Source organism: Collinsella sp. TM06-3 (assembly GCF_003436395.1).
In the GTDB taxonomy this organism is placed as follows: domain Bacteria; phylum Actinomycetota; class Coriobacteriia; order Coriobacteriales; family Coriobacteriaceae; genus Collinsella.
Map to the genome: position 1 here is coordinate 83,633 of NZ_QSPG01000007.1, position 24,434 is coordinate 108,066.

Annotated in this window: 21 protein-coding genes and 1 riboswitch; of the genes, 10 read left to right on the forward strand and 11 right to left on the reverse strand. The window is 59.5% G+C overall.

The genetic code is table 11. The annotated features are described in order from the left end of the window. Window positions 1-77 precede the first annotated feature (77 nt). The 6 genes from DXD56_RS04665 to DXD56_RS04690 all read left to right on the forward strand — a co-directional run bounded on the left by DXD56_RS04665 (window position 78) and on the right by DXD56_RS04690 (window position 7,442). On the forward strand, window positions 78-995 hold the full coding sequence (locus DXD56_RS04665; protein ID WP_117640343.1) for a diacylglycerol kinase family protein: 918 nt from the start codon (window positions 78-80) through the stop codon (window positions 993-995). Window positions 996-1,405: 410 nt separating this feature from the next. Next, complete coding sequence (locus tag DXD56_RS04670) at window positions 1,406-3,208, forward strand: C69 family dipeptidase (RefSeq protein WP_158549327.1); 1,803 nt, start codon at window positions 1,406-1,408, stop codon at window positions 3,206-3,208. Between the two features lie 406 nt (window positions 3,209-3,614). Continuing rightward, a complete protein-coding gene (locus tag DXD56_RS04675) occupies window positions 3,615-4,190 on the forward strand; it encodes a hypothetical protein (RefSeq protein ID WP_117640345.1) in 576 nt (191 codons plus the stop codon). Window positions 4,191-4,321: 131 nt separating this feature from the next. Continuing rightward, window positions 4,322-4,867: a hypothetical protein gene (locus DXD56_RS04680; RefSeq protein ID WP_117640346.1), complete on the forward strand. Its 546-nt coding sequence runs from the start codon at window positions 4,322-4,324 to the stop codon at window positions 4,865-4,867. Window positions 4,868-4,936: 69 nt separating this feature from the next. Further along, window positions 4,937-6,703, forward strand: coding sequence for an ABC transporter ATP-binding protein (locus DXD56_RS04685; RefSeq protein ID WP_117640347.1), 1,767 nt, complete (start codon window positions 4,937-4,939; stop codon window positions 6,701-6,703). Then, a complete protein-coding gene (locus tag DXD56_RS04690) occupies window positions 6,696-7,442 on the forward strand; it encodes an energy-coupling factor transporter transmembrane protein EcfT (RefSeq protein ID WP_117640348.1) in 747 nt (248 codons plus the stop codon). The genes DXD56_RS04685 and DXD56_RS04690 overlap by 8 nt, the downstream gene beginning before the upstream one ends. 124 nt (window positions 7,443-7,566) lie before the next feature. On the opposite strand, the gene DXD56_RS04695 is transcribed toward DXD56_RS04690, so the two are convergent. Together DXD56_RS04695 and DXD56_RS04700 are read right to left on the reverse strand one after the other, a co-directional pair. Next, window positions 7,567-8,313, reverse strand: coding sequence for an aspartate/glutamate racemase family protein (locus DXD56_RS04695; protein ID WP_040358337.1), 747 nt, complete (start codon window positions 8,311-8,313; stop codon window positions 7,567-7,569). Between the two features lie 84 nt (window positions 8,314-8,397). Beyond that, window positions 8,398-9,654, reverse strand: a complete 1,257-nt coding sequence (locus tag DXD56_RS04700; protein WP_099431498.1) for an ATP-grasp domain-containing protein — start codon at window positions 9,652-9,654, stop codon at window positions 8,398-8,400. A 394-nt stretch (window positions 9,655-10,048) separates the two neighbouring features. Here DXD56_RS04700 and DXD56_RS04705 point away from each other — a divergent pair, with 394 nt between their 5' ends. Continuing rightward, entirely contained in the window at window positions 10,049-11,182 is a 1,134-nt protein-coding gene (locus DXD56_RS04705; protein ID WP_117640350.1) for a glucosaminidase domain-containing protein, read from the forward strand. 37 nt (window positions 11,183-11,219) lie between these two features. Here the strand turns inward: DXD56_RS04705 and DXD56_RS04710 are convergent, their stop codons facing one another. From DXD56_RS04710 to DXD56_RS04730, 5 genes are all read right to left on the reverse strand, one after another. After that, on the reverse strand, window positions 11,220-12,599 hold the full coding sequence (locus DXD56_RS04710) for a protein kinase (RefSeq protein WP_158549329.1): 1,380 nt from the start codon (window positions 12,597-12,599) through the stop codon (window positions 11,220-11,222). Window positions 12,600-12,697: 98 nt separating this feature from the next. Beyond that, window positions 12,698-13,120 carry an XRE family transcriptional regulator gene (locus tag DXD56_RS04715; RefSeq protein WP_117640352.1) on the reverse strand — a complete coding sequence of 141 codons (423 nt, stop codon included), beginning with the start codon at window positions 13,118-13,120 and terminating at the stop codon, window positions 12,698-12,700. Window positions 13,121-13,152: 32 nt separating this feature from the next. Continuing rightward, window positions 13,153-13,596 carry an FxLYD domain-containing protein gene (locus tag DXD56_RS04720; protein WP_117640353.1) on the reverse strand — a complete coding sequence of 148 codons (444 nt, stop codon included), beginning with the start codon at window positions 13,594-13,596 and terminating at the stop codon, window positions 13,153-13,155. A 164-nt stretch (window positions 13,597-13,760) separates the two neighbouring features. Further along, on the reverse strand, window positions 13,761-14,030 hold the full coding sequence (locus DXD56_RS04725) for a hypothetical protein (RefSeq protein ID WP_117640354.1): 270 nt from the start codon (window positions 14,028-14,030) through the stop codon (window positions 13,761-13,763). Window positions 14,031-14,086: 56 nt separating this feature from the next. Next, a complete protein-coding gene (locus DXD56_RS04730) occupies window positions 14,087-15,274 on the reverse strand; it encodes an N-acetyldiaminopimelate deacetylase (protein ID WP_117640355.1) in 1,188 nt (395 codons plus the stop codon). 145 nt (window positions 15,275-15,419) lie between these two features. Then, window positions 15,420-15,588: riboswitch (Lysine riboswitch) on the forward strand. Window positions 15,589-15,653: 65 nt separating this feature from the next. Between DXD56_RS04730 and dapA the strand changes: the two genes are divergently transcribed. Genes dapA through dapD form a run of 3 tightly spaced genes read left to right on the forward strand, consistent with a single transcriptional unit; the run spans window position 15,654 to window position 19,455 of the window. Beyond that, window positions 15,654-17,963, forward strand: a complete 2,310-nt coding sequence (gene dapA / locus DXD56_RS10190; protein WP_117640356.1) for a 4-hydroxy-tetrahydrodipicolinate synthase — start codon at window positions 15,654-15,656, stop codon at window positions 17,961-17,963. Continuing rightward, window positions 17,956-18,696, forward strand: a complete 741-nt coding sequence (gene dapB / locus DXD56_RS04740) for a 4-hydroxy-tetrahydrodipicolinate reductase (protein WP_199411544.1) — start codon at window positions 17,956-17,958, stop codon at window positions 18,694-18,696. The genes dapA and dapB overlap by 8 nt, the downstream gene beginning before the upstream one ends. 39 nt (window positions 18,697-18,735) lie before the next feature. Further along, the gene (dapD, locus tag DXD56_RS04745) at window positions 18,736-19,455 is read left to right on the forward strand and encodes a 2,3,4,5-tetrahydropyridine-2,6-dicarboxylate N-acetyltransferase (protein ID WP_117640357.1); all 720 of its coding nucleotides are present in this window, start codon (window positions 18,736-18,738) and stop codon (window positions 19,453-19,455) included. Window positions 19,456-19,701: 246 nt separating this feature from the next. On the opposite strand, the gene DXD56_RS04750 is transcribed toward dapD, so the two are convergent. The 4 genes from DXD56_RS04750 to DXD56_RS04765 all read right to left on the reverse strand — a co-directional run bounded on the left by DXD56_RS04750 (window position 19,702) and on the right by DXD56_RS04765 (window position 24,408). Beyond that, the gene (locus DXD56_RS04750) at window positions 19,702-20,706 is read right to left on the reverse strand and encodes a nucleoid-associated protein (protein ID WP_022094136.1); all 1,005 of its coding nucleotides are present in this window, start codon (window positions 20,704-20,706) and stop codon (window positions 19,702-19,704) included. A 111-nt stretch (window positions 20,707-20,817) separates the two neighbouring features. Then, the gene (locus tag DXD56_RS04755) at window positions 20,818-21,978 is read right to left on the reverse strand and encodes an Mbeg1-like protein (protein WP_117640358.1); all 1,161 of its coding nucleotides are present in this window, start codon (window positions 21,976-21,978) and stop codon (window positions 20,818-20,820) included. Between the two features lie 114 nt (window positions 21,979-22,092). Further along, window positions 22,093-23,043: an L-lactate dehydrogenase gene (locus DXD56_RS04760; protein ID WP_089573042.1), complete on the reverse strand. Its 951-nt coding sequence runs from the start codon at window positions 23,041-23,043 to the stop codon at window positions 22,093-22,095. Window positions 23,044-23,244: 201 nt separating this feature from the next. Next, window positions 23,245-24,408, reverse strand: a complete 1,164-nt coding sequence (locus DXD56_RS04765; RefSeq protein ID WP_117640359.1) for a pyridoxal phosphate-dependent aminotransferase — start codon at window positions 24,406-24,408, stop codon at window positions 23,245-23,247. Between the last annotated feature and the right edge of the window lie 26 nt (window positions 24,409-24,434).

Below are 24,434 nucleotides of genomic sequence, written 5' to 3' on the forward strand. Positions count from 1 at the left end.
AGGCCCGAAAAACACGGGTAGGATATCGGCATTGCCCTACAACTATACTCGGTTAGTCACAGAACGGGAACGTAAGTATGCGCTGCCTTATCATCCACAACCCGGCATCGGGCCCCAGCTCAGATGAAATCTTCGCATTCACGCACGCCCTCGCGCAGGGCGGCGACGAGGTCGTGATGCGTTTTATCGGCGATGGCATGGAACCCGAGGACGCCGTGGCAGACGTGCGCGAGTTTGACCGCGTGGTGATTTCGGGCGGCGACGGCACCGTCTCCAACGTGCTCGACCAAATGCGCGGATGCGGCGTCCCCACGCTCGTCTTCCCCTCCGGCACGGCCTGCCTGTTCTTTAACAACATCGGCAATGCCCCTGAGGCCGCGGCGCTCGCCAAGGCCTGCCGCGTCGGCCGCACCGTCAAGGCGGATATGGGTGAGCTCTTTTGGCTCGACGAGAACGGCAACGAAAAGCGCCACGGCTTTATTATCATCGCCGGATCGGGCTACGATGCCGAGATCATGATGAAGGCCGCCCCCACCAAAAACGACATCGGCGAGATCGCCTATTTCCTGTCGGCGCTCGCCACACCCAACCCCACGGTGGCGCACTTTACGATTGAGCATGACGGCATTGTCGAGGAGCTCGATGGCATCTGCTGCATGGCCGGCAACACCTCGGTCATTCAAAACGACATTAACCTGTTCCCCGATTGCCGTATGAACGACGGCATGGTCGACATCGCGGTCATCGAGCCCGTAAAAACCGTCCAGCTCCTGCCCACCGTGATCACCGCCGCGCTCGACCCCGCCGGCAAGGTGCTCGGCCGTCCGCAGTTCAAGATCATCCAGACCAAAGAAGCCAAGATCACCTGCACGCCGTCGCTGGGTATGCAGTTCGATGGCGAAATCATCTCCAGCAACTCGGGCGTCTTTGGAGCCCGTGCGCTTCCGCAATGCCTCGACCTCATCGTCGACGAATTCTCCCCGCTCGGAAAATAGGAGGACCCCATGAATGACAATCCCCTGCTCGGCTTTATCGTCATTGTTCTGGCCATGCTCGTCGGCTATGCGATCAACGTGATCCACCGCCGGAAGAAATAATTCCACATTGGTATGATATTCATCCAATTCTCGTATCCCCCGTTGTTTATGCATTTGCCAAACAGCGGGGGATTTTTCTTTGCGACTCGTGCAAGGTGCTTTATCCAGCTGCAGTAATTGCAGGGTGCCTTTATTTAACTTAAGCTACAAAATGAGTATTCTTATCCGTTCATCGCATATTTTAGGACGCTCATCGAGTATTTCATCAAGATAGATGAATACTCTTTAGACTTCCGATAGGCTAATAGATGTATTTATTAGCTGAAATCCTGCACGGTTCCGCGGGGTTTCAACGGTTGGGAGGGATTATGAGGTTTACTCATCCCGTCAACACGCTCAAGAAGCTTGGCTGCGGCCTTGCATTCGGAGCTGCGGCCATTATGGCCATGCCGACTTCGGCGCTCGCCTGCACCCAGATCTACATGGGCAGCAAGCTCACGGCAGACGGCAACACGTACTACGGCCGCGCAGAGGACTTTAGTACGCGCTATATCAAGCACTTTGGCATTGAGCCTGCGCACAAGGACGGTAGCAAGTACACTTCGCTCGAATCCGGCTTTGAGTACAAGTCCACGGGCCCCACGTATCGCTACACCTTCGTTCGCGACAACCCCTCTCAGTGGGAAGATCGCTATGACGCTTATTCCGAGGCTGGCATCAACGAGAAGGGCGTCTCCTGCTCTGCCACGCTGAGCACCTCCTACAACGAGAAGGCCGAGGAGGCCGACCCCGTTACCGAGGAGACCGGCATCGGTGAGTACAACTACGCCAGCGTCATCCTGGGCGAAAGCGCCACGGCCCGCGAGGGCGTCGAGCTCCTCGGAAGCCTGGTCGACGAGCAGGGCATCTGCACCAACGACCAGATCATCATCGCCGACAACAACGAGACCTGGCTGTTCGCCGGACTTTCTGGCCATCAGTGGATTGCCATGAAGCTCGCCGATGACATCGCCTCGGTCAACCCCAACATCGGCAACCTTAACTACAAGGTTAACCTCGACGACACCGAGAACTGCCTCCACTCCAAGGACATTCAGACCATGCCCGAAGAAAAGGGCTTTGCCAAGTACTTCGATGACGGCCAGTTCGACGTTGCCCAGACCTACGGTGAGGAAATTAGCGAGAATGCCATGCATTCTTGGTCGCGCTATATCCAGGGACGCGATTACTTCATGGCTCCGCTTGCCGAGGGCACCGACTACGAGATCGTCAAGGACGAGCGCGAAGATGCTCGCGCCACGACCGGCGCCCTGGTCCACGAGATGCAGCCCCTGTTCTTCCAGCCCGGCAAGTCCGACTGGAACACCTTTGAGATGATCCGCAGCTTTGCTACTCGTGGCGAGAATGTCGCCGGCCTCAATGCCAACACCGACGGCGCCTATGCCATTGGTTCCAACCGCAACACCGAGATCCACACCTTCCAGATCCGTCAGGGCATGGACCCCGAGATCGCGACCATCCAGTGGGAGATGCTCTCCAACGCCGAGTTCTCCGTCGCTATCCCCTTCTACTCCGCACTGCTCACCGAGGTCAGCCCCTACTTCAGCGATCAGGATGTCTCCTTCGATCACTGTGAAGAGGAAGACGTTGTGAACAACGAGGAGCCCAAGAACTCCATCAACTACGTTCTCATGGACATTAACACGCTCGCCTATGAGAACCGCGACAACTGCGCTACCGGCGTCCGCGCCTATCTCGACGCCCTGCAGAAGGAGCTCATTGAGCAGAACCTGACCGTCGACGAGGCCATGCAGGCCGCCAAGGACACCGAGGCCCGCACCGCCCTGGCCAACAAGGCCGGCAAGGCTGCCACCAAGAACACCTATGTCAAGTGCAAGGCCATGCTCGAGGAAATGCGCGATTACCTCAAGAAGGGCGACTTCTCCGAGAAGTTCGTCCCGAGCGACTACGATGCCGACAACGATTGCCTGGTCGAGTCCATCACCTACGCCGACGAGGCCCTCTCCGATGAGGACGTTGCCGAGCCCGAGGTTAAGGAAGAGGCGACCGAGGAGAAGTCCGAGGGCAACAACATGGCCGCCATGGCCGTTGGCGCCGTCGTCATCATCGGTGTCTGCGCCTACGTGATCTATCGTCGCAAGAAGGCCTAAGACCCTTACGTTCTAAAGGAGGGCGAGACAGCGTGAGCGGCCTTGCCCTCCTAGCCCGTCATCTGACCGGCGGGAAACACCGCCGAAATCTTTTCAAAAAAGATTTCCCCGCACACACTTCGCTGTGCTATAGTGCAGCGCAACAGCAACTAGGTGCGACAGCGCCACGGCATCACGAAAGGAGCCACCAACATGAAGAACTCGATGACGTCTCTCAACAACTGGTGGTGGCGTGATGCGAATACGATCGGTCGACGGTGAGTCCCTCACGCCTGTTTTTACGCTCTAGGTGACTGAAAGGCCTCCGGTTTCGACCGGGGGCCTTTTTCTATCTCGAGCCCGATCGCATTCGCATCACGCGCCTCCACTTTTTCTTGCACTCCCCCTTTTCGAAAGGACTTTCACCATGTCTCAGAACACCGCCGCCACCGCCCAGCCCCGCACCGTCCAGACCGCCGACCGCGGCAAACTCGACCTCAAGGCACTCACTCTCTACGCCATCCTCCTCGCCGCCGGCTTCGTCCTCAATATGACCGTCTCCAAGTTCTTTAGCGGTCTCACCGGAGGCTTCCTCTCGCCCGAGTTCATCATCGCAGCCTTCTGCCTCGAGATTCTCATCGTCAAGCCCAACATCGGCCAGTCCGCGATTATCGGCCTCCTCGCCGGCGTGGTGATCCAAATCACCGCCTCCGTCAAGGGCCCCGACCTAATCGCTGAGCCCGTCGCCGCAATGGTCATGGCTCTGCTCGTCTCTGTGCTCGCCGACTCCAAGGCCAAGGGCCTGCTCCCGCTCGTCGGCACCTTTGTTGTCACCTTCATCTCCGGCATGATCTACGCCGCGATCTTCTCCTTTGGCGTCATGAACAACCCGGCTTTCATGGGCGTCATGGCTCCTGTCGTCGCCGCCACCGGTGTTGCCAACGCCATCATCGTGACCGCCCTCTACATCCCCATCAAGAAGGCCCTCAAGCTCAACGACTAAGTAGCCGACAAGCCACACGCAGACACCTCTACAACAACTCTGCTCATAACACTCTAAAACCCAACGACGCCCCATCCCTGCGCCGCCCATCAACTATGCCGACGCAACACCCATTGAGAGAGGGAACTCCCATGTCTCAAAACAACGCCCGCACCGTTACCGCCACTGCCAACTCCGCTGGAATCATCGACATCAAGTCGCTCGTCCTGCTCGCCATCCTGCTCGCCGCCGGCTTCATCCTCAACTTGACCCTCGGCAACGCACTTGCCATCGTGGGCATCAAGCCGCAGTTCATCATCGCCGCCTACGCACTCGCCATTCTTCTGATCGACGCAAGCTACCTCCAGGCAATCATCTTCGCGGTTATCTCCGCCTGCGTCATCCAACTCACCACGTCAATCCCCGGCCTCAACTTTGTCACCGAGACCGTCGCCGCGCTCGCCATGGTCTCGCTCGTCAAGTCAGGCATCGGCGGTAAGAACGTCAACCCGCTCGTCGCCACGTTTGTCGCCACGTTGATCTCGGGCGTACTCTTCGCCGTGTTCGGCACGGTAATCATGGGCGGCGCCATCGCCTCCGCCGCGGTCAAGATTCCGCTGGTCCTAGGCACCGCCGTCTTCAACGCCATCCTGGTCCAGGCCCTCAGCATTCCGCTCAAGAAGGTCTTCACCAAGTAGTAATACTTGCTACCATGTAGACCGCCGGTCGTTTTGCGACCAGTGCTCTTTTACGATAGAAAGGCCCCCATGAGCTCCAGCAATACCATCATCAAGCTCGATGACGTCTCATTTGCCTATGGTCACGAGGCGCAGAATGCCCTCGATCACGTCTCACTCACCATCGAAAAGGGCGAGTTTGTGGGCGTCATCGGCCCCTCAGGCGCTGGCAAATCGACGCTTGCCGCCGTTATGAGCGGAGCCATCCCCCACCATTACACCGGCAAGCTCTTTGGAGCCACGCTCGTCGATGACCGCGACACCTGCGAGATCACCCTCACGGATATCTCGCGCGTGGTGGGAAGCGTACTGCAGGACATCGATGCCCAGATGGTTGCACCCATCGTTGAAGACGAGATGCTCTTTGGCCTCGAGAACTTTGGTATACCGCACGACCAGATCGAGGAGCGCATCAGCCAGACGCTGGCGACCGTCGGCATTAGCGACCTGCGCCACCGCGAGATTGCCACGCTCTCGGGCGGGCAAAAGCAGAAAGTCGCAATCGCGGCGATCATCGCCATGGCACCCGACGTGCTCGTGCTCGACGAGCCCACGGCAGCGCTCGACCCGGCAAGCTCCACACTCATTTTTGACACCCTGCGCCAAATCAACCGCGAGCACGGCATCACCGTGGTTGTCATCGAGCAGAAGGTCGCGCTGTTGTCAAAATACTGTAGCCGTGTGCTCGTCATGGCAGACGGCAAGCTCGCGTTTGACGGCGAACCCCACCAGGTCTTTGCCCACGCAAGCGAGCTGCGCCAGATGGGTGTCGACAGTCCCCGCGTCGCGCGCATCGCGAACAGCCTGGCAGAAGCGGGCCTGTTGCCGAGCGATCAGGCACCCTGCCTCAATGTTTCCGAAGCACACCAGCTAATCTCATCCTTACTTGCGGATGCAACGAGCAAGGACGCGCCCGCCGATATGCCCGAGACCTCTCCCCATATCCCGGCGGTCCCCCGCGGCGCCAATCAGGAGCCAGTAGTTGAGCTCGCCGATGTTACCTTTGCCTACCCCCATGGTGGTGCCTCGGTCAGCAACCTCAACATGTGCGTCTATCCCGGCGAGCTCGTGGGCGTCATCGGCCAGAACGGTGCTGGCAAGACCACGCTCACCAAGCTGTTGAACGGCCTTCTGCATCCAGCGTCGGGAACCGTGCGTATGGCGGGGATGAACACCGCCGACGTTCCCACCAGCGCGATTGCTGCAAAATGCGCGACGCTGTTCCAGAACCCCGACCGCCAGCTCTGCCGCGACACCGTACTCGACGAGATTGCCTTTGGTCTTGAACTGCACGGTGTCGGCACCGACGAGGCCCGCCAGCGCGCACGGGTGGCGGCGGAGCGCTTTGGGCTCCCCTTGGACGAATCGCCGTTCTCGCTTTCGCGCGGACAGCGACAGATGGTCGCCCTAGCGTCCGTGGTTGTGCTCGACCCACAGGTGGTTTTGCTCGATGAGCCCACGAGCGGCCTCGATTACCGCGAGTGTATGACCGTGATGGAGACGGTGAGCGAGATGGCCGAGCGCGGCTGCGCCGTGATCATGGTGTGCCACGACATGGAGGTCGTCTCGGACTTTGCCCAGCGCCTGGTAGTCATGGCTGACGGGCGCATCCTCGAGCGCGGCGACGCGAACCGGATCTTTGCCGACGATGCCCTCATGCGCGCCGCCTACGTGGAGCCACCGCAGGTTGTGGCCCTGTCCAAAGAACTCGCGCGCGACGTTTCGCCCCGATTCGCCGGAATCAGTCAGGTCTCCGATCTGGTCGACCTGGTAAAGGAGATGCTCAACCATGACTAACGTGATCGACTACGTGCCCGGAGACTCGCTGCTGCACCGGCTGAACCCCGTGACCAAGCTAGCCCTGGCCGCGGCTATTATCTTGGCGACCTTCCTCGGCGACACTTATGTGCTCCTGATCGCCCTGCTTGTGCTGACTTTTACCTTGGGCATCTACGCCAAATCGACCGCGGGCCTCGTCTCGCTCGTCAAGCTCATGGTGCCACTCTCGCTAATCATGCTGGTCCTGCAGACCGCCTTTATCCGCACCGGAGCCCCCATCTTTGCCTGGATTACCACAGATGGTCTTATCACCGGCACCAAGGCGGCGCTTCGCCTGCTCGGCGTGGCACTGCCGCTCATCCTCATGCTCACCATCACGCAGCTCGGCGACCTCGCTAACGCTTGCGTGGAGGTGCTGCACGTGCCGTACCGCTATGCGTTCACGTTTACCACGGCACTGCGCTTTGTACCGGTCTTTAGCCAGGAGATGAACGCCATCATGGAGGCGCAGACCGCGCGCGGTGTTGAGTACGACACCAAGAACCCCCTCAAGAAGATCCAGCTCATGCTACCGCTCTGCGTGCCGCTGCTGGTGAGCTCCGTGGGCAAGACCGATGCCACTGCCTTGGCGGCCGAGCAACGTGGCTTTTACCTGCGTACGCGCGCGAGCTCGTACAAGCGCTATCCCATCAAGGGCATGGACATTGCCTTACTTATTGCCAGCATTGCTCTCATCGTCCTCGGATTCCTGTTCTAACCTATCGCCACCGGCAACCGCCAAACGCAAAGGGCCCCGGCTCGCATCAAACGAGCCGAGGCCTTACTGTTTTCCCAGATAAAACCTACCAAAATTAACCTGTCCCTTTTTGGCAGGTCGGAAGCTAGAGGCGGTAGGGGGCGCCGCTGCGGATGATGGATTCGCGCACCAGGACATCCATGGCGTCGAGGGTGATCTCGGGCATCTCTCGGTACTTTTGCAGCACCGAGAGCTCGGTGCAGGCCAGAATGACGCGGTCGCAGCCGCTACGGGCGAACTCCCACATCACGCGGTCGAACTTATCCATATCGGGCTCACGTCCGGCCTTTACATCATCGTAGATAAGCGACATCACATCGTTCTGACGTTTCTCGCTGGGATAGACAACCTCAACACCCGCAGCCTTACATTCGCGGCCGTAGACGCCCGCGCCCACGGTTCCGTCGGTGCCCATAATGCCAATCTTGTGCACTGGCTCGGCCGGCATACTCAGGTTGGGGTCGAACTCGCACTCCCCCATCACCGCACCCGCAAGGGCATAGCGCACCGACTCACGCGGCATGTGAATAATCGGCACCTTCGTAAACGACTGGATCTGGTCGTAGAAGTAGTGCGACGTGTTGCAGGGAATGGCAATGTGCGCACAGCCCAGCGACTCGAGTGCCTGGGCACACTCTTTCATGGTCGCCAGCAGCTTGGCATGCTCGCCGGTCTTAATGGCAAGCGTGCGGTCGGGCATGGTCGACTTGGAGAGCACCACCATGTCGATATGTTCCTGATCGCAGGCAGCAGCCGTATGGCGCACCACCTGGTCGTAGTAATACGACGTGGCCTCGGCGCCCATGCCGCCGATAACTCCCAGCTTTTCCATCGCCGCCTCCTTGGTGACGCTTGCGCAATTGCGCGTATCATACCCGCGCCCGCCCGATGTAAACCGGACGGGCGCCGCACTCATCTACTTGTAATACGTCTTGAACAGCTTAAAGTGGCGCAGCTTGGTGTGCCACATGCGCAGCCAGCGGTTAAAGACAAAGTCGCCCTTCATAAACGAAGGGTCGGCGCCCTTGCCTTCCTTGTCCAGGCGATGCACCTTAGCGCGCAGCTCGGGATCCTTGACGTACTTGTCGACGACGCCCATGGGAACGACCATCCACAGCGCCTCGTCCTGCGCCGTCACAAACTCCGGCTCAAACGGGCGGTTGAACACATACTCGTCCACCACATACTTGGCAACGTTAAAGCCGCTGTTAGTGACGTAGTAGTTGCTGCGACCTTGGCGCGTGTTGAAATCGAAGAACTTAAACGAGCCGTCGCGCTCGTCGTACTTAACGTCAAAGTTGGAATAACCCACAAAGTGAAGGTCCTCGAGCAACTTGCGCACGCCGCCCATGAGCTCGTCATTGGGCTCGGTGATGATACAGGCGTGGTTGCCGACACCGTGAGGCTGATGCTCCTCGAGCAGCACGTGGCCCAGGCACATCATGCGGACCTTGCCGTTGCGGTCGGAATAGCTGGTGAGCACGCGCATATACTCGTCGTTGCCGGGCACGCGATCCTGCAAGATCAGGTCGTCGGTGTAGCCGCTGGCATACGAGTCGCGAATGACCTGTTCCAGCTCGGCACGGTCGGCAATCTCATAGGCCTTTTTCTGGCCCTCGAACTCGTGCTGCCACCACATGATGCCGTCAGAAGGCTTCAGAATCATCGGGTAGGGAAAATCGATCTGGTCGAGCACTTCGGCAGGCGCCTCGCCTTGGGCGTTCAGCATCGCCATGGTGAAGGTAAAGGTATGCGGATAGGGCACGCCATGCTTCTCGCACAGCTCGTAGAAGATCTCCTTCTTCTGACACTGCTCAAGCATGCTATAGGGAGCGTAAGGCGCGACGATGTTATCCGCCAACTCATGGGCATCCTTGGCCTGAGCCACGAGGGCAACATAGTTATCGCCACAGCCCACAAGGACAATCGTCTTATCGGCATGCGCTTGGGCAATGCCGTTGACGGTCCTGAGCATCACGGGCATGGTATCGATATCCACGTTGGGCGTGTAGTCGATAATCTGGCTGCGGTACGCGGGACCCGTCTGATACTTGCCAAAGACCAGACTCTTGACCTGGTACTCCTCATAGAAGGCGCGCGCCACCGAATAGGCGTTGATGTCGCCACCGAGCAGCACGGGAATGAACTCGCGCTCTGTAAACTGCAATGCCATGGAAACTTCCTATCATGAACTGCCCACACAACGGGGCGGTCTTTGCGCAACTGATTTATTCTAGCGTGCCAAGCCGCCGGCGCCCAAAGCTCCACCGTATCTATGGCAATCGACGTAATCGTCCAGCATGAAATCCGCCCTCGCCGTGATGGGACCCTGTAGTTGCAAAACCCCACATGAGGCGACTTTTGATAAACAAAAACCCTCTCGACAGGGTTCCGTAACGTTAAAGTTGAACTCTATGGTTTCTCAACAATTCATCATAACTGCAGGTCAAAGCCAAAGCCTCAAGTTCAACTTGACCCTTTGGAACCTTTAAGGTTCAAGTTGAGGTCGAAAGCAGTAGTAGAATACCGTTCGAACCATAACCTACGATTGATTGCAGAGGGACTGGATGCAGCATTCGAATCATCGCACCGCAGCGCTCATTGCGTCGAAGCCGGCTCGTATCATCACGAGCGCCGCGCTCGCCGTTGCGCTGACGGCCACGCCGATGCTCTCCCCCGTTGCGGCGTATGCCGCCTCGCAGGCAACGCAGGACCAGCTTTCCGCAGCCCAGCAGAAGATCGAAGCCACCACGAGCGCCTACAACGACGCCCGCACCAAGCTCGATGACCTGCAAAAGCAGATTGACTCCAATGAAGCAAGCATCGAGGAAATCGAGGCCAAGCTTCCCGAGCAGCAGGCCAAGGCAAGCTCCGCCATGCGCGATCTGTACAAGTATCAGAAGGGCACCAACCCCATCGTGAGCTTCCTGGTCAACGCGCAGAGCCTGGGTGAGTTCATCACGACCTGCAAATACACCAACCAGATCACGAGCTCGAGCGTCGACGAGATCGAACAGCTCAATAACATGCAAACCGAACTCGAGCAGAACAAGGCTGAGCTCCAGCAGGCCAAGTCTCAGCTTGAGGCAGAGCAGAAAAACGCCGAGGATGCGTTGGCTCAGGCCCAGCAGCTCCGCAGCGAGGCGCAGGCAAAAGCCGAGCAGGAAAATGCCGCCGAGCTTGCCAAGCTTGAGGCCGATAAGGCCGCTGCCGCCGAGAAGATCTCGGGCGAGGGCGTTAGCGGCAACAATTCCAGCAGCCAGGCCACCAACACCAACACCACCATCGACACCACGGTGAACAACGCCAATACCGGTAGCTCCGATTACGATTCGTTCATTAATGAGTGGACGAGCCGCATCGACAATTATCTCGTCGGCTCCCCCATGGCAGGCCAGGGCTATAACTTTGCCGTCGCCGCTTGGAATACCGGTGTCGACCCCCGTTGGTCCCCCGCCATCGCCTGCATCGAGAGCACCAAGGGTGCTTATTGCGCCAATTCTTACAACGCCTGGGGCTGGAGTGCCCGTGGCGGCGGTTGGCGCAGCTTTGGCAGCTGGAGCGAGGGCATCTCCGCTCACGTTGCCTATCTGGGCGCCAACTACGGCTCCACCCTTACCCCGGCAGCGGCCAAAAAGTACTGCCCGCCCACGTGGCAGGACTGGTACAACAAAGTCGCCACTCAGATGAACCGCATCTAGGTGCAACTGCAAAGGGCCCCAATGGGGCCCTTTTCTTTTAGGTAGCGGAGGTATCGACGACGCCGGTCGCATTGGCAACCGCGACTATGACGATCATGCATAGGAGCAGCACACCCAATGCCTTGAGCCAAAGTTTCGCGAGTTTCTTGCCGCGATAGCTGTCGAGCAGTGCGAATCGCCGACGAAGACGGCGCTTATCGAGCAGCGCAAAATGCATAAGCACCATAAGGCCATCGACAAAGAAAAAATACTCGATTATGAGAAACCACGTCGGGTAGCTTTGGTTTGCTCCCGTGGGGTGAAAGACGGCAAAGTGACTTCCGGCAAAGAACACAAGTAGGGAGAAGCAGACAAGCGTATTCCAAATGCGCCCCAGAGACTCCGGAACGCGAGAGAGCGGACCGCATGCAGCGGAGGCGGCAGGCCTAGGAAGCCCTGCGGGGTTCTGGAGCCCTTGGAGCGTCAACACCGTCTCCGAGGCCGGAGTACGGACAGGCGCAGGTGTAGAAGGCCGCACGGGGCGGCTCAGATCGTATGCCGAGCGCGTCGCCCGTCCCAACGCTTCCGCACTCGCAAAACGCTTGGCCGGGTCGAGCGCCATCGACATGCAGACGGCATCGGCAAGTGGAGTGGGAATGCCACGCGCCTCGCATTGCTCGCGCATGTCGAGCCCTGGTTTAGGGTCGACTCCCGTCAAGCAGAAGAACAACAGGGCGCCAAGTGCGTAGACGTCGCTGCGCACACTCGTCTGCCCAAACCCATACTGCTCGGGCGGCGCATAGGGTCGCGTGCCAAACTTGACGGTGTCGGCATCGGCGCCATCGCGCCATACGCGCGCGATCCCCAAGTCGATAATCACCAGCGACGAAAACGTCAGGCCCTCATCGAGCGTACAGTTCGCACCCGTCACGATGATATTCGACGGTTTGAGGTCGCGATGGATCACCGGCGCCGACGTCTCCCCCGCCATTGCAAAACCGGCGTGGAGCTCGCCCACGGCATCGCATAGGGCAGGATACAATTCACGCGCATAATCGGGGGTGGCTCCCAGACGGTCCACCAGCACCCCGAGCGTCTCCCCTTCGATGTATTCCATAACCACGTTGAGCTCGTCGCCCACACGACGACAATCGACGATTCTGGGCAGGTGCTCAAAACGCCTGCCTGCCCGCTGGGCGGCAAACAGACGCTCGTATGCCCCGCCGATTTGAGCCGAAGCATCGATGCGTTTACGGACAAAGGGGCCGAGCGAACCACCGCCGGTTCCTTCAAAGTACACGAGCTCGGTTGTTTCAACGGACGAGCGCTTAAGTACACGCTCCACGCGATAGCTGTCGTCGCGATCGAGCGACGCCAGATGTTCGGCAAGCGCTGCGGTCAGCTCGTCATCGGAATATGTTGTGGTCTGAGTATCCATAGCCTCCATCATAGCGCAGGACGCAGACACCCCATGGCATCCGCGCCCCGTTCGCTTGCATCGTTGTTCGGCAGCTCCGCCGGCTCAGATATCAGCCGCTAACTCACCGTCTCCTCGCCAAAGCGATACAGCTCCTCGTTGACCTTTTGGAGGCTGCACCCGCGATCGATGCAAAAGATGATAATCGCATCACGGCGATCCTTGCAGTTGAGGACGCTTACCCCGGCAGCCGTCAGTGCACGGTTGGCCTCTTTGAGCGTCAGCGCCATCGCAAAGGCAATCTGCAGCACCTTATTGCGACTCGGATTGCGCGAACCAGTAAAGATCTGATAGCCAAAGGTCTCGTTGAGGTCGGCCGTACGCACCACGCGCGAACGCTCCAAGCCCTTTTCCTGCAGCAGCTGCTTCAGGTAGTCCGAAAGCGACGGGGCGGCAAAGTCGTGCTCCCTGATATAGCCATCGATGTTCGGCGCATCGAGAAGCTCATTGAGCAACTCCTCGGTCAGCTTTTTATCGGGCATACGACTTCACCTCCCCCAGTGCATGCAACATGCTAGAAACCGCTTACGTCCGAACGCTCCCAGCTAGCAACCTGGTCGGGAGACACCGTACTCAGCGCCTCGAACTTCCAGGAGCCGCCCGCCTTCAGATGATTGGTGTTTGCAAGAGCCGTTCCAACCTGGTTGCCATCGGCATCATACAGAACATACTCAATCTGAATGTAGCTCTTTTCCTTGTCCGTGTTATTGGTCAGCGTGCCCGTGATCTTATAGGCAAACTGATTGGAGGTGTCTTCAGCCTCGTCAGCAATGGTATACGGTTCTTGCGGTTCTTTTTGCTCCTCAGCCTGCTGTGTCGTCTCGGCAGATTTTGCCGAATCGCTCGCAGACGAATCGGTTGAATTGCCACCCATAGAGCCCACGGCACCGACGATAACCAGCACCACGATGACGCCTAGGACAATCTTGCCGATCGGCTTCTTTCCCTCTTTTGCCATTATTCATCCTTCCTACGATCCGGCTACCGTGCCGGCACACAGCACATCGTAGGAAGGATTGAATTTGAATTCATTAGCTGAGAGCTAAGGTTGCGGTAAACGGCCAATGCAGCTATCCAGACGCCGAGCAAACGCACTTTGCGTGACCGTCTGCTGGCAGCGCATCAACCCACCGTGACGGATTTCCCGGTAAAGGCACTGATCATCAACAGGGCAAAGAACACCAGGTAGCTGACACTCAGCGGGTACGCAATGATCAGGAATACGACCCAGCCGGCATTGGTTTTACCGTCGGCACGGCGTTGCCCGCGATTGCGGCAGAGCCAAATCGTCACGCCGATGGCAGTGATAAACAGTACGAGTGCCGCCGCAGCCAGCCCAGCAAGCACAAACATCACGCCAATGCTCACAGCAATGACCGGAAGTAGCAGCAAACCACACCCGCATCCACCCGGACTATATACGGCAGATTGCCGACGTCGCCTCATCGTCACTCCATCACAAGCAATCGTTTGTAGACATCGAGGCCCTTGAGTAGGATTTCCTCGTCAAAGAGCATGGTATCAGTATGCAGGGCGCTCATGGCATAGGCGGGGCAGCCATCCGAATCACTCGGGTTGTCTTGGTCCTCTGGCACGCCCGTGCCCAGCAAGAAAAACACGCCCGGCAGATGGCGCTGATAGAACGCGAAATCCTCGGCAATCAGCAGCGGCTCGTCCACGAGCTGTAACTCGGGCAGAGCAGGCGCGATTCGGGCAAATAACTCGGGGTCGTTGTCGACCGGCGGATAGCCCTCGGCAAAGTCTAGATCGTACGTGCAGCCCGTTGCAGCGCATGCCTCATCAAGCACGCGGCACACACCCTCGCGTGCACGGTCGAACATGTCGTCCGTAAACACACGCAGGCTTCCGGCCACATGGGCCTCCCCCGCCACCGCGTTACAAACCGTACCGGCCTGCAGCAGACCAAACTTACCGATACAGGGCTCGTCGGTGCCCAGCTCGTCCATCAGCTCGCGCTCGGCAACCAAAAACTTTGCTGCCGCCAACGCGGCATCGTGCGACTCCCCGACCGGCACACCATAGGTCTTAGCGATGTGGATGCTCGTACCGTGAATATGGATATGCGTCTCGCTCGAACGCGCCAGCAGCGGACCGGAACAACTCGCCAACGTGCCGGCAGGCAGATCGGGCCACACATGGAAGCCAAAAATGCGGTCGGCCCCATAGCGCTCGAACACACCACTCTCGCATACCGTCTTGGCGCCACCGGTCGTCTCCTCGGCCGGCTGAAACACAAAGAGCACGTTGCGCTTGATGGCACCCGGCTGCTCACGAATCGTACGATCGACATACGTCGCGGCGGCAAGCACCATGGCCATGTGACCGTCGTGACCGCACGCATGCATCTTACCGGGATGCGTCGAGGCAAAGGTCGCGCCCGTTGCCTCCGCGATGGGCAGGGCGTCCATGTCGGCGCGAATCGCCGTGGCATGCACGGCGCCCGTGCCGGCATCGAAGAAAGCGCAGACGCAGCTGGGACACGGATGGGTCACATCGCAGGTGAGCGGTGCCAACACGCCCTCGATATAGGCGATCGTCTGCGGAAGATCGAAGTCGAGCTCCGGGATCCTGTGCAAGTCGCGGCGGTAGCGACGGAGTTCTTGGAGCTCGGCCATATTGGTTCCTTTCGTAGGTGCGCGTCGGCTGCTATCTATTGTGCCGCAAGATTGCTACACCCTTATTTCCAGCATATCCCTGCATTTTTTAAACGTTATATACAAATACTCTTGTTTGGTAAAGTGCAACGTGGTAGGGTCGTTACCACTTGATAGAGGCGCGGGCACGAAGAGCCGCGGGCGAGCCGGCAGGCTTTGACCCCGCGGGGAGGCGAAACCCGCCGAACTGGGTTTTTCGGGCACGAACAGCCTGGTGGGCCTGCGGGAAACACCCGCAGGACTGTCTGCAGCAATGCGGGAGCGCTATCCGGACATTGGGTCCACGCTATGCGGATTCGATGCGCAGGTAGCGCCGTCTGGATAGCGAGGTTTACGGGACATGTCATTGACTCCCAACGAGGCATATGCGGCCAAGCAGCCGTTTGTGGACAAGGAGACGCTCGAGCATATCGTCGAGCAGTTCCCCACGCCGTTTCATCTATACGACGAGGCGGGCATCCGCCGCAACATGCAAGAAGTGCGCGACGCCTTTGCATGGAACCCGGGCTTTAAGGAATACTTTGCCGTCAAGGCCAACCCCAACCCGGCACTCATCTCCATTCTCAACGAATACGGCTGCGGCTGCGATTGCTCGAGCTATACCGAGCTCATGATCGCCCGCTCGCTGGGCATCACCGGACACGACATCATGTTCTCGTCCAACGACACACCGGCGGCGGACTTTGAGCTCGCCGACAAGCTGGGTGCCATCGTCAACTTTGACGACATCAGCCACATCGAGTTCTTTGAGCGCGTTGCGGGACCCATCCCCAAGACGGTCAGCTGCCGCTTTAATCCGGGCGGCCTATTCCAGCTCTCCAACGGCATCATGGATAACCCCGGCGACTCCAAATACGGCATGACCACCGAGCAGCTCTTCGAGGCCTTCCGCATGCTCAAGGCCAAGGGCGCCGAGGACTTTGGCATCCACGCATTCCTTGCCAGCAACACCGTCACCAACGACTACTACCCCAAGCTTGCGCGCATCCTCTTTGAGCTTGCCGTGCGCCTGGAGCGTGAAACGGGCGCACATGTCGCCTTTATCAATCTGTCCGGCGGTGTGGGTATCCCCTACCTGCCCGAGCAGCAGGCTAACGACATCCGTGCCATCGGCGAGGGCGTACACGCGGCCTACGACGAGATCTTGGTTCCCGCCGGCATGGGCGATGTGGCGATTTGCACCGAGATGGGTCGCTTTATGATGGGCCCCTACGGCTGCCTGGTGACCAAGGCCATCCACGAAAAGCAGATCTACAAGGACTATATCGGCGTGGACGCAAGCGCCGTCGATCTGATCCGTCCTGCCATGTATGGCGCTTACCACCACATTACGGTGATGGGACAGCCGGGTGGCGCCGACAAGACCGCAGCACCCGTTACGGACACCTACGACATCACGGGCAATCTGTGTGAGAACAATGACAAGTTCGCCATCGACCGCGAGCTACCGCGGATCGACATGGGCGACTTGCTCGTGATCCACGATACCGGCGCGCATGGCTACTCCATGGGCTACAACTACAACGGCCGTCTGCGCTCCGCCGAGGTGCTGCTGCGCCCCGACGGCTCGGCCGACCTCATCCGCCGCGCCGAGCGCCCGGGCGATTATTTTGCCACACTCGATGTGCTGCCGTGCGGCCGAGAGCTGCTGGCCAAGTCGCGCGCCGAAAGTGCTCGCCATCGCGCTCAGGACGAGCGCTTGGCCGTCGCCGCCCAATGGAATAAGCGCATCCAGATCGCGGAAGCGAAGGAGAAGAACATGGATATCCGCAACCTCGAGGGCTCAATCGTCGCCCTTGTTACGCCGTTTAAAAAGGACGGCAGCGTCGACTTTGACGCACTCGAGCGCCTTATCGATTTCCACCTGCAAAACGGCACCGACGCCATCCTCACCCTGGGCACCACCGGCGAGAGCGCCACAATGACCGATGACGAGGACAACTCCGTCGTCGCCGCAGTGGTCAAGCAGGTTGCGGGCCGCGTCCCCGTCATCGCCGGCTCGGGTTCCAACTCCACGCAGACCATGCTTACCAAGTCGCTCACCTACCAAGGCCTGGGTGCCGACGGCCTGCTGCTCATCACCCCCTACTACAACAAGTCCAACGAAGAGGGCATCTACCAGCACTTTAAGACCGTTGCCGACGCGGTGGACATCCCCTGCATCCTGTACAACATCCCCGGCCGCTGCGGCTGCGGCATCAGCGAGCGCAACGTGGAGCGCCTGGCTGCGCACCCCAACATCATGGGCATCAAGGAGGCCTCGGGCAACGTCGCCTACGCGGCCAAGATCGCCCACCTGCTGTCCGACGACTTCCGCATGTACTCGGGCGAGGACGCGCTCGCCGTGCCGCTCATGAGCCTGGGTGCCTCGGGCACCATCAGCGTGTGGGCCGATGTTCAGCCGCAGCTCGTGCACGACATGTGCCGCGCCTATCTGGACGGTGACGTGGAGCGCGCCCGCGATATCCAGATTGCCGGCCAGCCGTTCATCAACGCCCTCTTTAGCGAGGTCAACCCCATCCCCGTCAAGGAAGCGCTCGCTCAGATGGGTATGATCGAGGCAAACTACCGCATGCCGCTGTGCCCCATGGCCAACGACACACGTGCCGCACTTACCGACGCTCTGAAGGGAGCTGGTCTGCTTGATTAAGACCGTCATTATGGGAACGGGCCGTATGGGCTCGCTCATCCGCACCACCGCCGAGGGCGTTGTCGACGCCGCCGGTCAGCCCGTTTTCGACATCGTAGCCCAGATCGGTTTCGACTTGTCCGAGCTTGAAAACGCCCCGGCAGCCGACGTCATCATCGACTTCTCGAACGTCGTGACCTTCGACGCCGTCGTCGCCTATGTCGAGCGCACGGGTGCCGCGTTGGTCTCGGGCACCACGGGCTACACACCCGATCAGATGGATCGCCTGCGCGAGCTGGGTCAGAACGCCCGCGTCATGCACTCCGGCAATTACTCCATCGGTATCGCAGCCCTGCGCCATCTGGTAGCACAGGCCACACGCGAGCTGCCCGGCTTTGACTGCGAAATCGTCGAGACGCACCATAACCAAAAGGTCGACGCCCCCAGCGGCACTGCCAAGTTGCTGCTCGATGCCGTCGTCGAAGCCGAGCCCGAGGCAGGTTACCACCCCGTCTATGGCCGCGAGGGCATGTGCGGTGCACGCGACCCCAAGGAGATCGGCATGCACTCGCTGCGCGGTGGCACTGTCGCCGGCGTGCACGAGGTGAGTTTCTTTGGCCAGGACGAGGAGGTCACGCTCACACACCGTGCCACGAGCCGCCAGATCTTTGTCAACGGGGCCCTGGCCGCCGCCCAGAAGCTCATCACCCGCGAACCCGGCTTCTATACGTTCGACCAGGTCATGTTTGCCTAACCAGGTATCAACCGTATCCACGAAAAGGAGAAACAGCATATGAGTAACGCAGCCGAGATGGATGCACAGGGGATTATCAACTACATCGCCACCGCGCCCAAGAAAACGCCCGTCAAACTATACGTGCGCGAAAAGCCGGGCATGAAGGTCCAGTGGGGCAATGCGCACGTCTACGGCGGTCGTCGCGGCAAGACCGTCTTTGGTGACTGGGATGAGCTTAAGACCATCCTGGTCGCCAATGCCGATTCCATCGACTACTACGACGTAGAGAACGACTGCCGCAACTCCGCCGTGCCCATGCTCGACCTCAAGGGCATCAACGCCCGCATCGAGCCGGGCGCAATCATCCGCGACCGCGTCGAGATCGGCGATCGCGCCGTCATCATGATGGGTGCCATCATCAACATCGGCTCCGTCATCGGCGAAGGCTCCATGATCGATATGGGCGCCGTGCTGGGCGGCCGCGCCACCGTGGGTAAGAACTGCCACATCGGCGCCGGCACCGTGTTGGCAGGCGTCGTAGAGCCCGCCAGCGCCACGCCCGTCATCATCGAGGACGATGTCATGATCGGCGCCAACGCCGTGGTCCTGGAGGGCGTGCACGTAGGCAAGGGCGCCGTCGTTGCCGCCGGCGCCGTGTGCGTCGAGGACGTCCCCGCCGGCGCCGTCGTGGCCGGTGTCCCCGCCCGCGTCATCAAGATGCGCGACGAGAAGACCGACAGCAAGACCGGCCTGGAAGAGGGCTTACGTCAACTGTAGGGTTACGCGGTTTTACCAAACCGCGTAACTAGCCGACGCTGCAAACGCCCCAGAGCGGCAATCTGACGTTCAATCGTCGGGCATGACCAAAAGGTCAATGCCCTCCTCTTTCACGTCACCTTGCTCGCTCTGGGGCGTTTTCGCTGACTTATGCTCAACCAGTAGCGTAATTAAGCCCCAAGTAAAAAGGCCGAAGCCCTCATCCGAGGCTTCGGCCTTTGTTTTTCTGCAGCGTCCAAGAGCAGTTTATCGGTTCTCGATGCTGCCGATGTTTTTGAGCTCGATGGAGATGAGGCCGTTGGGTTCGTTGACGAACTCGATGTACTCGGAGTTCGAGCCCATCTCGGCCGGAAAGCTGATCTCGATGCCCGTGTCGGTACGAATCTTGTGGTTGCGCACGGCCGCACGCTCGACCTGCTTGCGCTCCACGGGCACACGCTCGGGCACCTTCTCTTCGGTCAGCGCCGCACGTACGCTCTCCTTGATGACCGGTTCGTCCTCAAAGACCTCATCGACGATATCCCAAGGCGGAAGCTCCTCGTCATCCTCGACCTTCTCGGCAACGGCAGCCTTAACCTTAGCGAGCGCTACGGCCGTATTGGCACCGTGCTCCTCGGCGACTTCCTCGACCACACGCGTCACGGTGTCGATGACCTCCTTGCCCGATACGCCCGTGTCGCACTGCAGCAGGCCATCGGGGATAAGCATACGGTCCTCGCCGGCAATCTTGCGCTTCTTGTCCACGTAGCCGATCTCCATGGTACTCGCGCGCACGATGGCATAGCTCGGCACCTTTTGCGAGGGGTTCGGCAGAATGGCGTAGTGGCGCGCGATGTCGTTGCGCACCTCTCCCTCCTCGCGGCCCACTTCGTGCATAAAAGCCTGCTTGGAGCCCAGCAGCATCACGGCAAACCAGCGGGCATCCTCATCGTCGTCAAAATCAGCCACGAGCACGTCGGTGGACTCGGCTTTCTCGGCTTTGGTGAGCTCGGAGGAGATAAACTCTGCAATCTGCTGCGACAGGTCCACGAACTCGCGCTCGCCAAAGAAATAGCCCTTGAGCTCGCCGCCAAACGCAGAGTTCTCGGCAAACGTGGCGCGTTTATTGTCGGCCGAGGTACGTGCGCGGCGCAGATGCGTGGTCACGAAGTTGCGCACGGTACGACTCTCGATATCGAGCTCGCGCTGGCTCATGACGTTGACGGCAGAGTCAAAGTCCAGGATATGCAGAATCGCGTGATTGATTTTCATATACGGCATTCCGTTCTAGATCGATTTCGGCACGAACCAGTATAGCGGTCGAGCCCTCCCCGAGCGCATCGATGATTGGTGCATCTGGGACAGTTTGCTTTGCACCAATGGCTAGCGCAGGAGCTCGGACTGCCAAGCCTCGAGCTGTTCTGCCAGACTCTTACCGGCAGCGGACATGTCGATCTGGGGTCGTTTGGGCAGCAGTGCGCACTTAAGGATTGCCACGATGGTCTGCGAGACAAAGCGTCGTGTATCCTTGTCGAAACCTTGCGCAGTCTGGAGCATCACGGGCAGGCTCTCGCGCAGATTCCCAGCGATATCCGCAAACCGCTCAGCACCCGTAGCCTCAAACACGGAGAACAATGCATCTACAAAACGCTCGCGCTCGGCAGGCCCCACTGCAAGCAGCATCTCGCGAATGGAGCCATCAACGTATCGAGCACCGGCGGACAGGCGCTCACAGTACACGAAGTCACGACCATCAACCACCCAGCTAAAGGGATTGTGCTGCAGCAGGCTGAACTCGGTGCTCTCAACGATGGCATAGTCCTCCTGCGTCTCAAACATCATGCCAAAGATCGACGACCGAGGTAGCGTCTTGTCGATTCGACCGGAAAGATCGGCAAAGGCGTTGCCGTTCAGAAACTCCTCGACGAAGCCCGGACCATCATGGGAATACACCCGTTCGATTCGCTCACGGGCAACATCGGAGCACATCGTCGCACCGTACACCGCAAGGTTTCCACCCTTGGAATGACCTCCGCACAAAAGCGGCCCGTCAATCGCATCCGCCGCCTCGTCCACATAACGCGCCGCGGATTCCTGGGCCGGCACAGGACACCGGAATGCCATGTTAAAGTCCTCTTTCCAGCCCACAATCGTGCTGTCGGTCCCCCGGAAGGAAAGATAACTAAACCCCGCCGGAAACCGGAACGCCATGGCTGCAAACTGCTCTGTCGCCACCACATCGCTCACGGCACGATAGCCGCAAACGTGCACGCCACGGTAGCGAGGGCTTGCTGCCACGGCCTCCAACAAGGCCCTGCTCCCCTCTGGGTCCCACAGGTCGCCAATCATGTCCCAGTAGCACTCGGCACGCAGCAGCTCGCGTACGTCTAGGCCCTGCCAGTTCGTCAGCTCCGCCATATCACCCGGCAAACGCAAATAGGACAACCACGCAAAGACCAGGCTATCCACCGCGCAGAACGGCCGTTCCTCAAACGGGTCAAACGCCGTCTGGGCATAGGTCAAAAAATTAGGCGAATCCGACATGGCCCTCCCGTCAACTATGGTGCATTGGGGTCAGGTTACTTTGCACCAAAAAGGCGCCCGGGCCGTGTGGGCTCGGACGCCTTCATTGTAGCTTTTCGCTTTAGCGAGCTTGATTTAGCAGGAGAAGTCGACGCTGTCGATGATGTCCTTGAGGGCCTTGGCGGAGGCGGTGAGCTCGTGCTGCTCGTCATCGTTCAGCGGCACGGGGACGCGGCAGACAACGCCGTCGCGGCCAACGACGGTCGGCATGGAGATGGCAAGATCGGACAGGCCGTACTCGCCAACCATGAGCGAGGAAACGGGCAGAACGGTCTGCTCGTCACGCATGACGGCAGTGCAGATGCGTTTGACGGCCATGGCGACGCCATAGTAGGTGGCGTGCTTCTTCTCGATGATGGTGTAGGCGGAGTTCTTGACGTCCTCGGCGATGCGCTTCTCGGCAGCCTCATGCTCCAGATGACCGTGAAGCTCGCAGAAGGTGTTCAGCGGAACGCCGGCAACCTGAGCGCTGGACCAAGCGACAAACTCGGAATCGCCGTGCTCACCCATGACATAAGCCTGGACATCGCGCGGGTCGACCTCGACATGGGCACCAAGCATCTGCTGCAGACGGCCGGTGTCGAGCACGGTACCGGAACCGATGACGTGGCCCTCGGGCAGGCCGGACATCTTGATGGCGGCGTAGGTCAGAACATCGACCGGGTTGGAGACGATGAGCAGAATGCCGTCGAAGCCGGACTTCTTAATCTCGGGGATAATGGACTTAAAGATGCTGACGTTCTTGTTGACCAGGTCCAGGCGAGTCTCACCGGGCTTCTGGGCAGCGCCAGCGGTGACGACGATCATGGCGGCGTCGGCGACATCGGAATAATCGCCGGCGTAGATCTTCATCGGCTCGGCAAACGTCATGCCGTGCGCGATATCCAGGGCCTCACCCTCGGCGCGGTTCTTGTCCACGTCGATGAGGACCATCTCGGAGAACAGACCACTCTGCATCAGCGCGAACGCCGAAGACGAACCAACGAAACCGCAGCCGACAATAGCGACCTTCTTCTCGTTAACCATTAGAAACTCCCATCTCTCTCCACAAGCAAGCCGCCCGGGAACGACCCGAGCGGCTTGCCGTAATCCCAATACATCCAATCGGGACTTTGATTATGCTCCTATTCGCAGCCAAAAATCGACCGTTTACCGAAATTGTTTGCAGAAATCGTAAAATAACTGCACGAAATCGGTTTCGAGCTATTGACGAGTCGAAATACCTTTCTAATACAGGCCCGCCTCGCGAATGGCCTCGACAGCCAAAGCAATCTGGTCGGGCGGCAAGACCAGCGCCATGCGCACGTGCCCCTCGCCCGAAGGACCAAAGCTCGCGCCCGGCGTCACCACAACGCCGGCCTTCTCCATGAGCTCCTCGCAAAACGCCATGGAATCGGTGCGACCACCGGGAAGCTTGGCCCACACAAACATAGAGCCATGCGCGTTGGGACGCTCCCAGCCCAGGCCCTCAAGACCGTCGCACAGGGCATCGCGGCGCTCCTGGTACTTCAGACGCTGCGCCTCGACCTCATCGCGCGGACCGTTCAGGCAGGCGATAGCAGCCTTCTGGATCGGGAAGAACATGCCAAAGTCGATCTGGCCGCGCAGCTTGGCAAAGGCAGAGACCACGTCCTCGCGGCCGACCAAAAAGCCGATACGCGCACCGGTGACGTTAAACGACTTGGAAAGCGAGAAGAACTCCACGCCCACCTCAAGCGCACCGGGATACTGCAAGAAGCTGCCGCCCGGCTCGCCGTCGAACACGATGTCGGAGTACGCGTTGTCATGGACGATGAGCAGGTCGTGCTCGCGGGCGAAAGCGATGATCTCCTCGTAGACCTCGGGCGTGCCCACCGAGCCGACCGGGTTTGCGGGCAGCGACACGATCATATACTTGGCACGATCGGCCACCTCGGGATCGATACCCGCCACATAGGGCAGGTAATTATGCTCGGCGACCAACGGATAGTACTCGAGCTTGGCATCGGCGATTTTGGCGCCCGCCTCAAAGACCGGGTAGCACGGATCGGGAACCAAAATGGTGTCACCCGGATCGAGCAGGGCCAGGCCCAAATGGCCCACGCCCTCCTGCGTGCCGTTGCACGACTGCACCATAGACGGCGTAATGCCGGAGACACCAAAGCGACGCTCATAGTAATCGCACACGGCTTGCTTGAGTTCGGGCAGGTCGCGCAGGGCATACTTCCACATCTCGGGATCTTGGGCTGCATGCGTGAGCGCCTCGACCACATGGTCGTACGGCTTAAAGTCGGGCGTGCCCACGCTCATGTTGTAAATGGTCTTGCCCTGAGCCTTCAGCGCGAGAAGTTTGTTGTTGAGCGAGGCGAAGACCTCCGCGCCAAAGCGGTCGAGACGCTGCGATGCCTGCATGGTGCCACCTTTCGATATGAAAAACG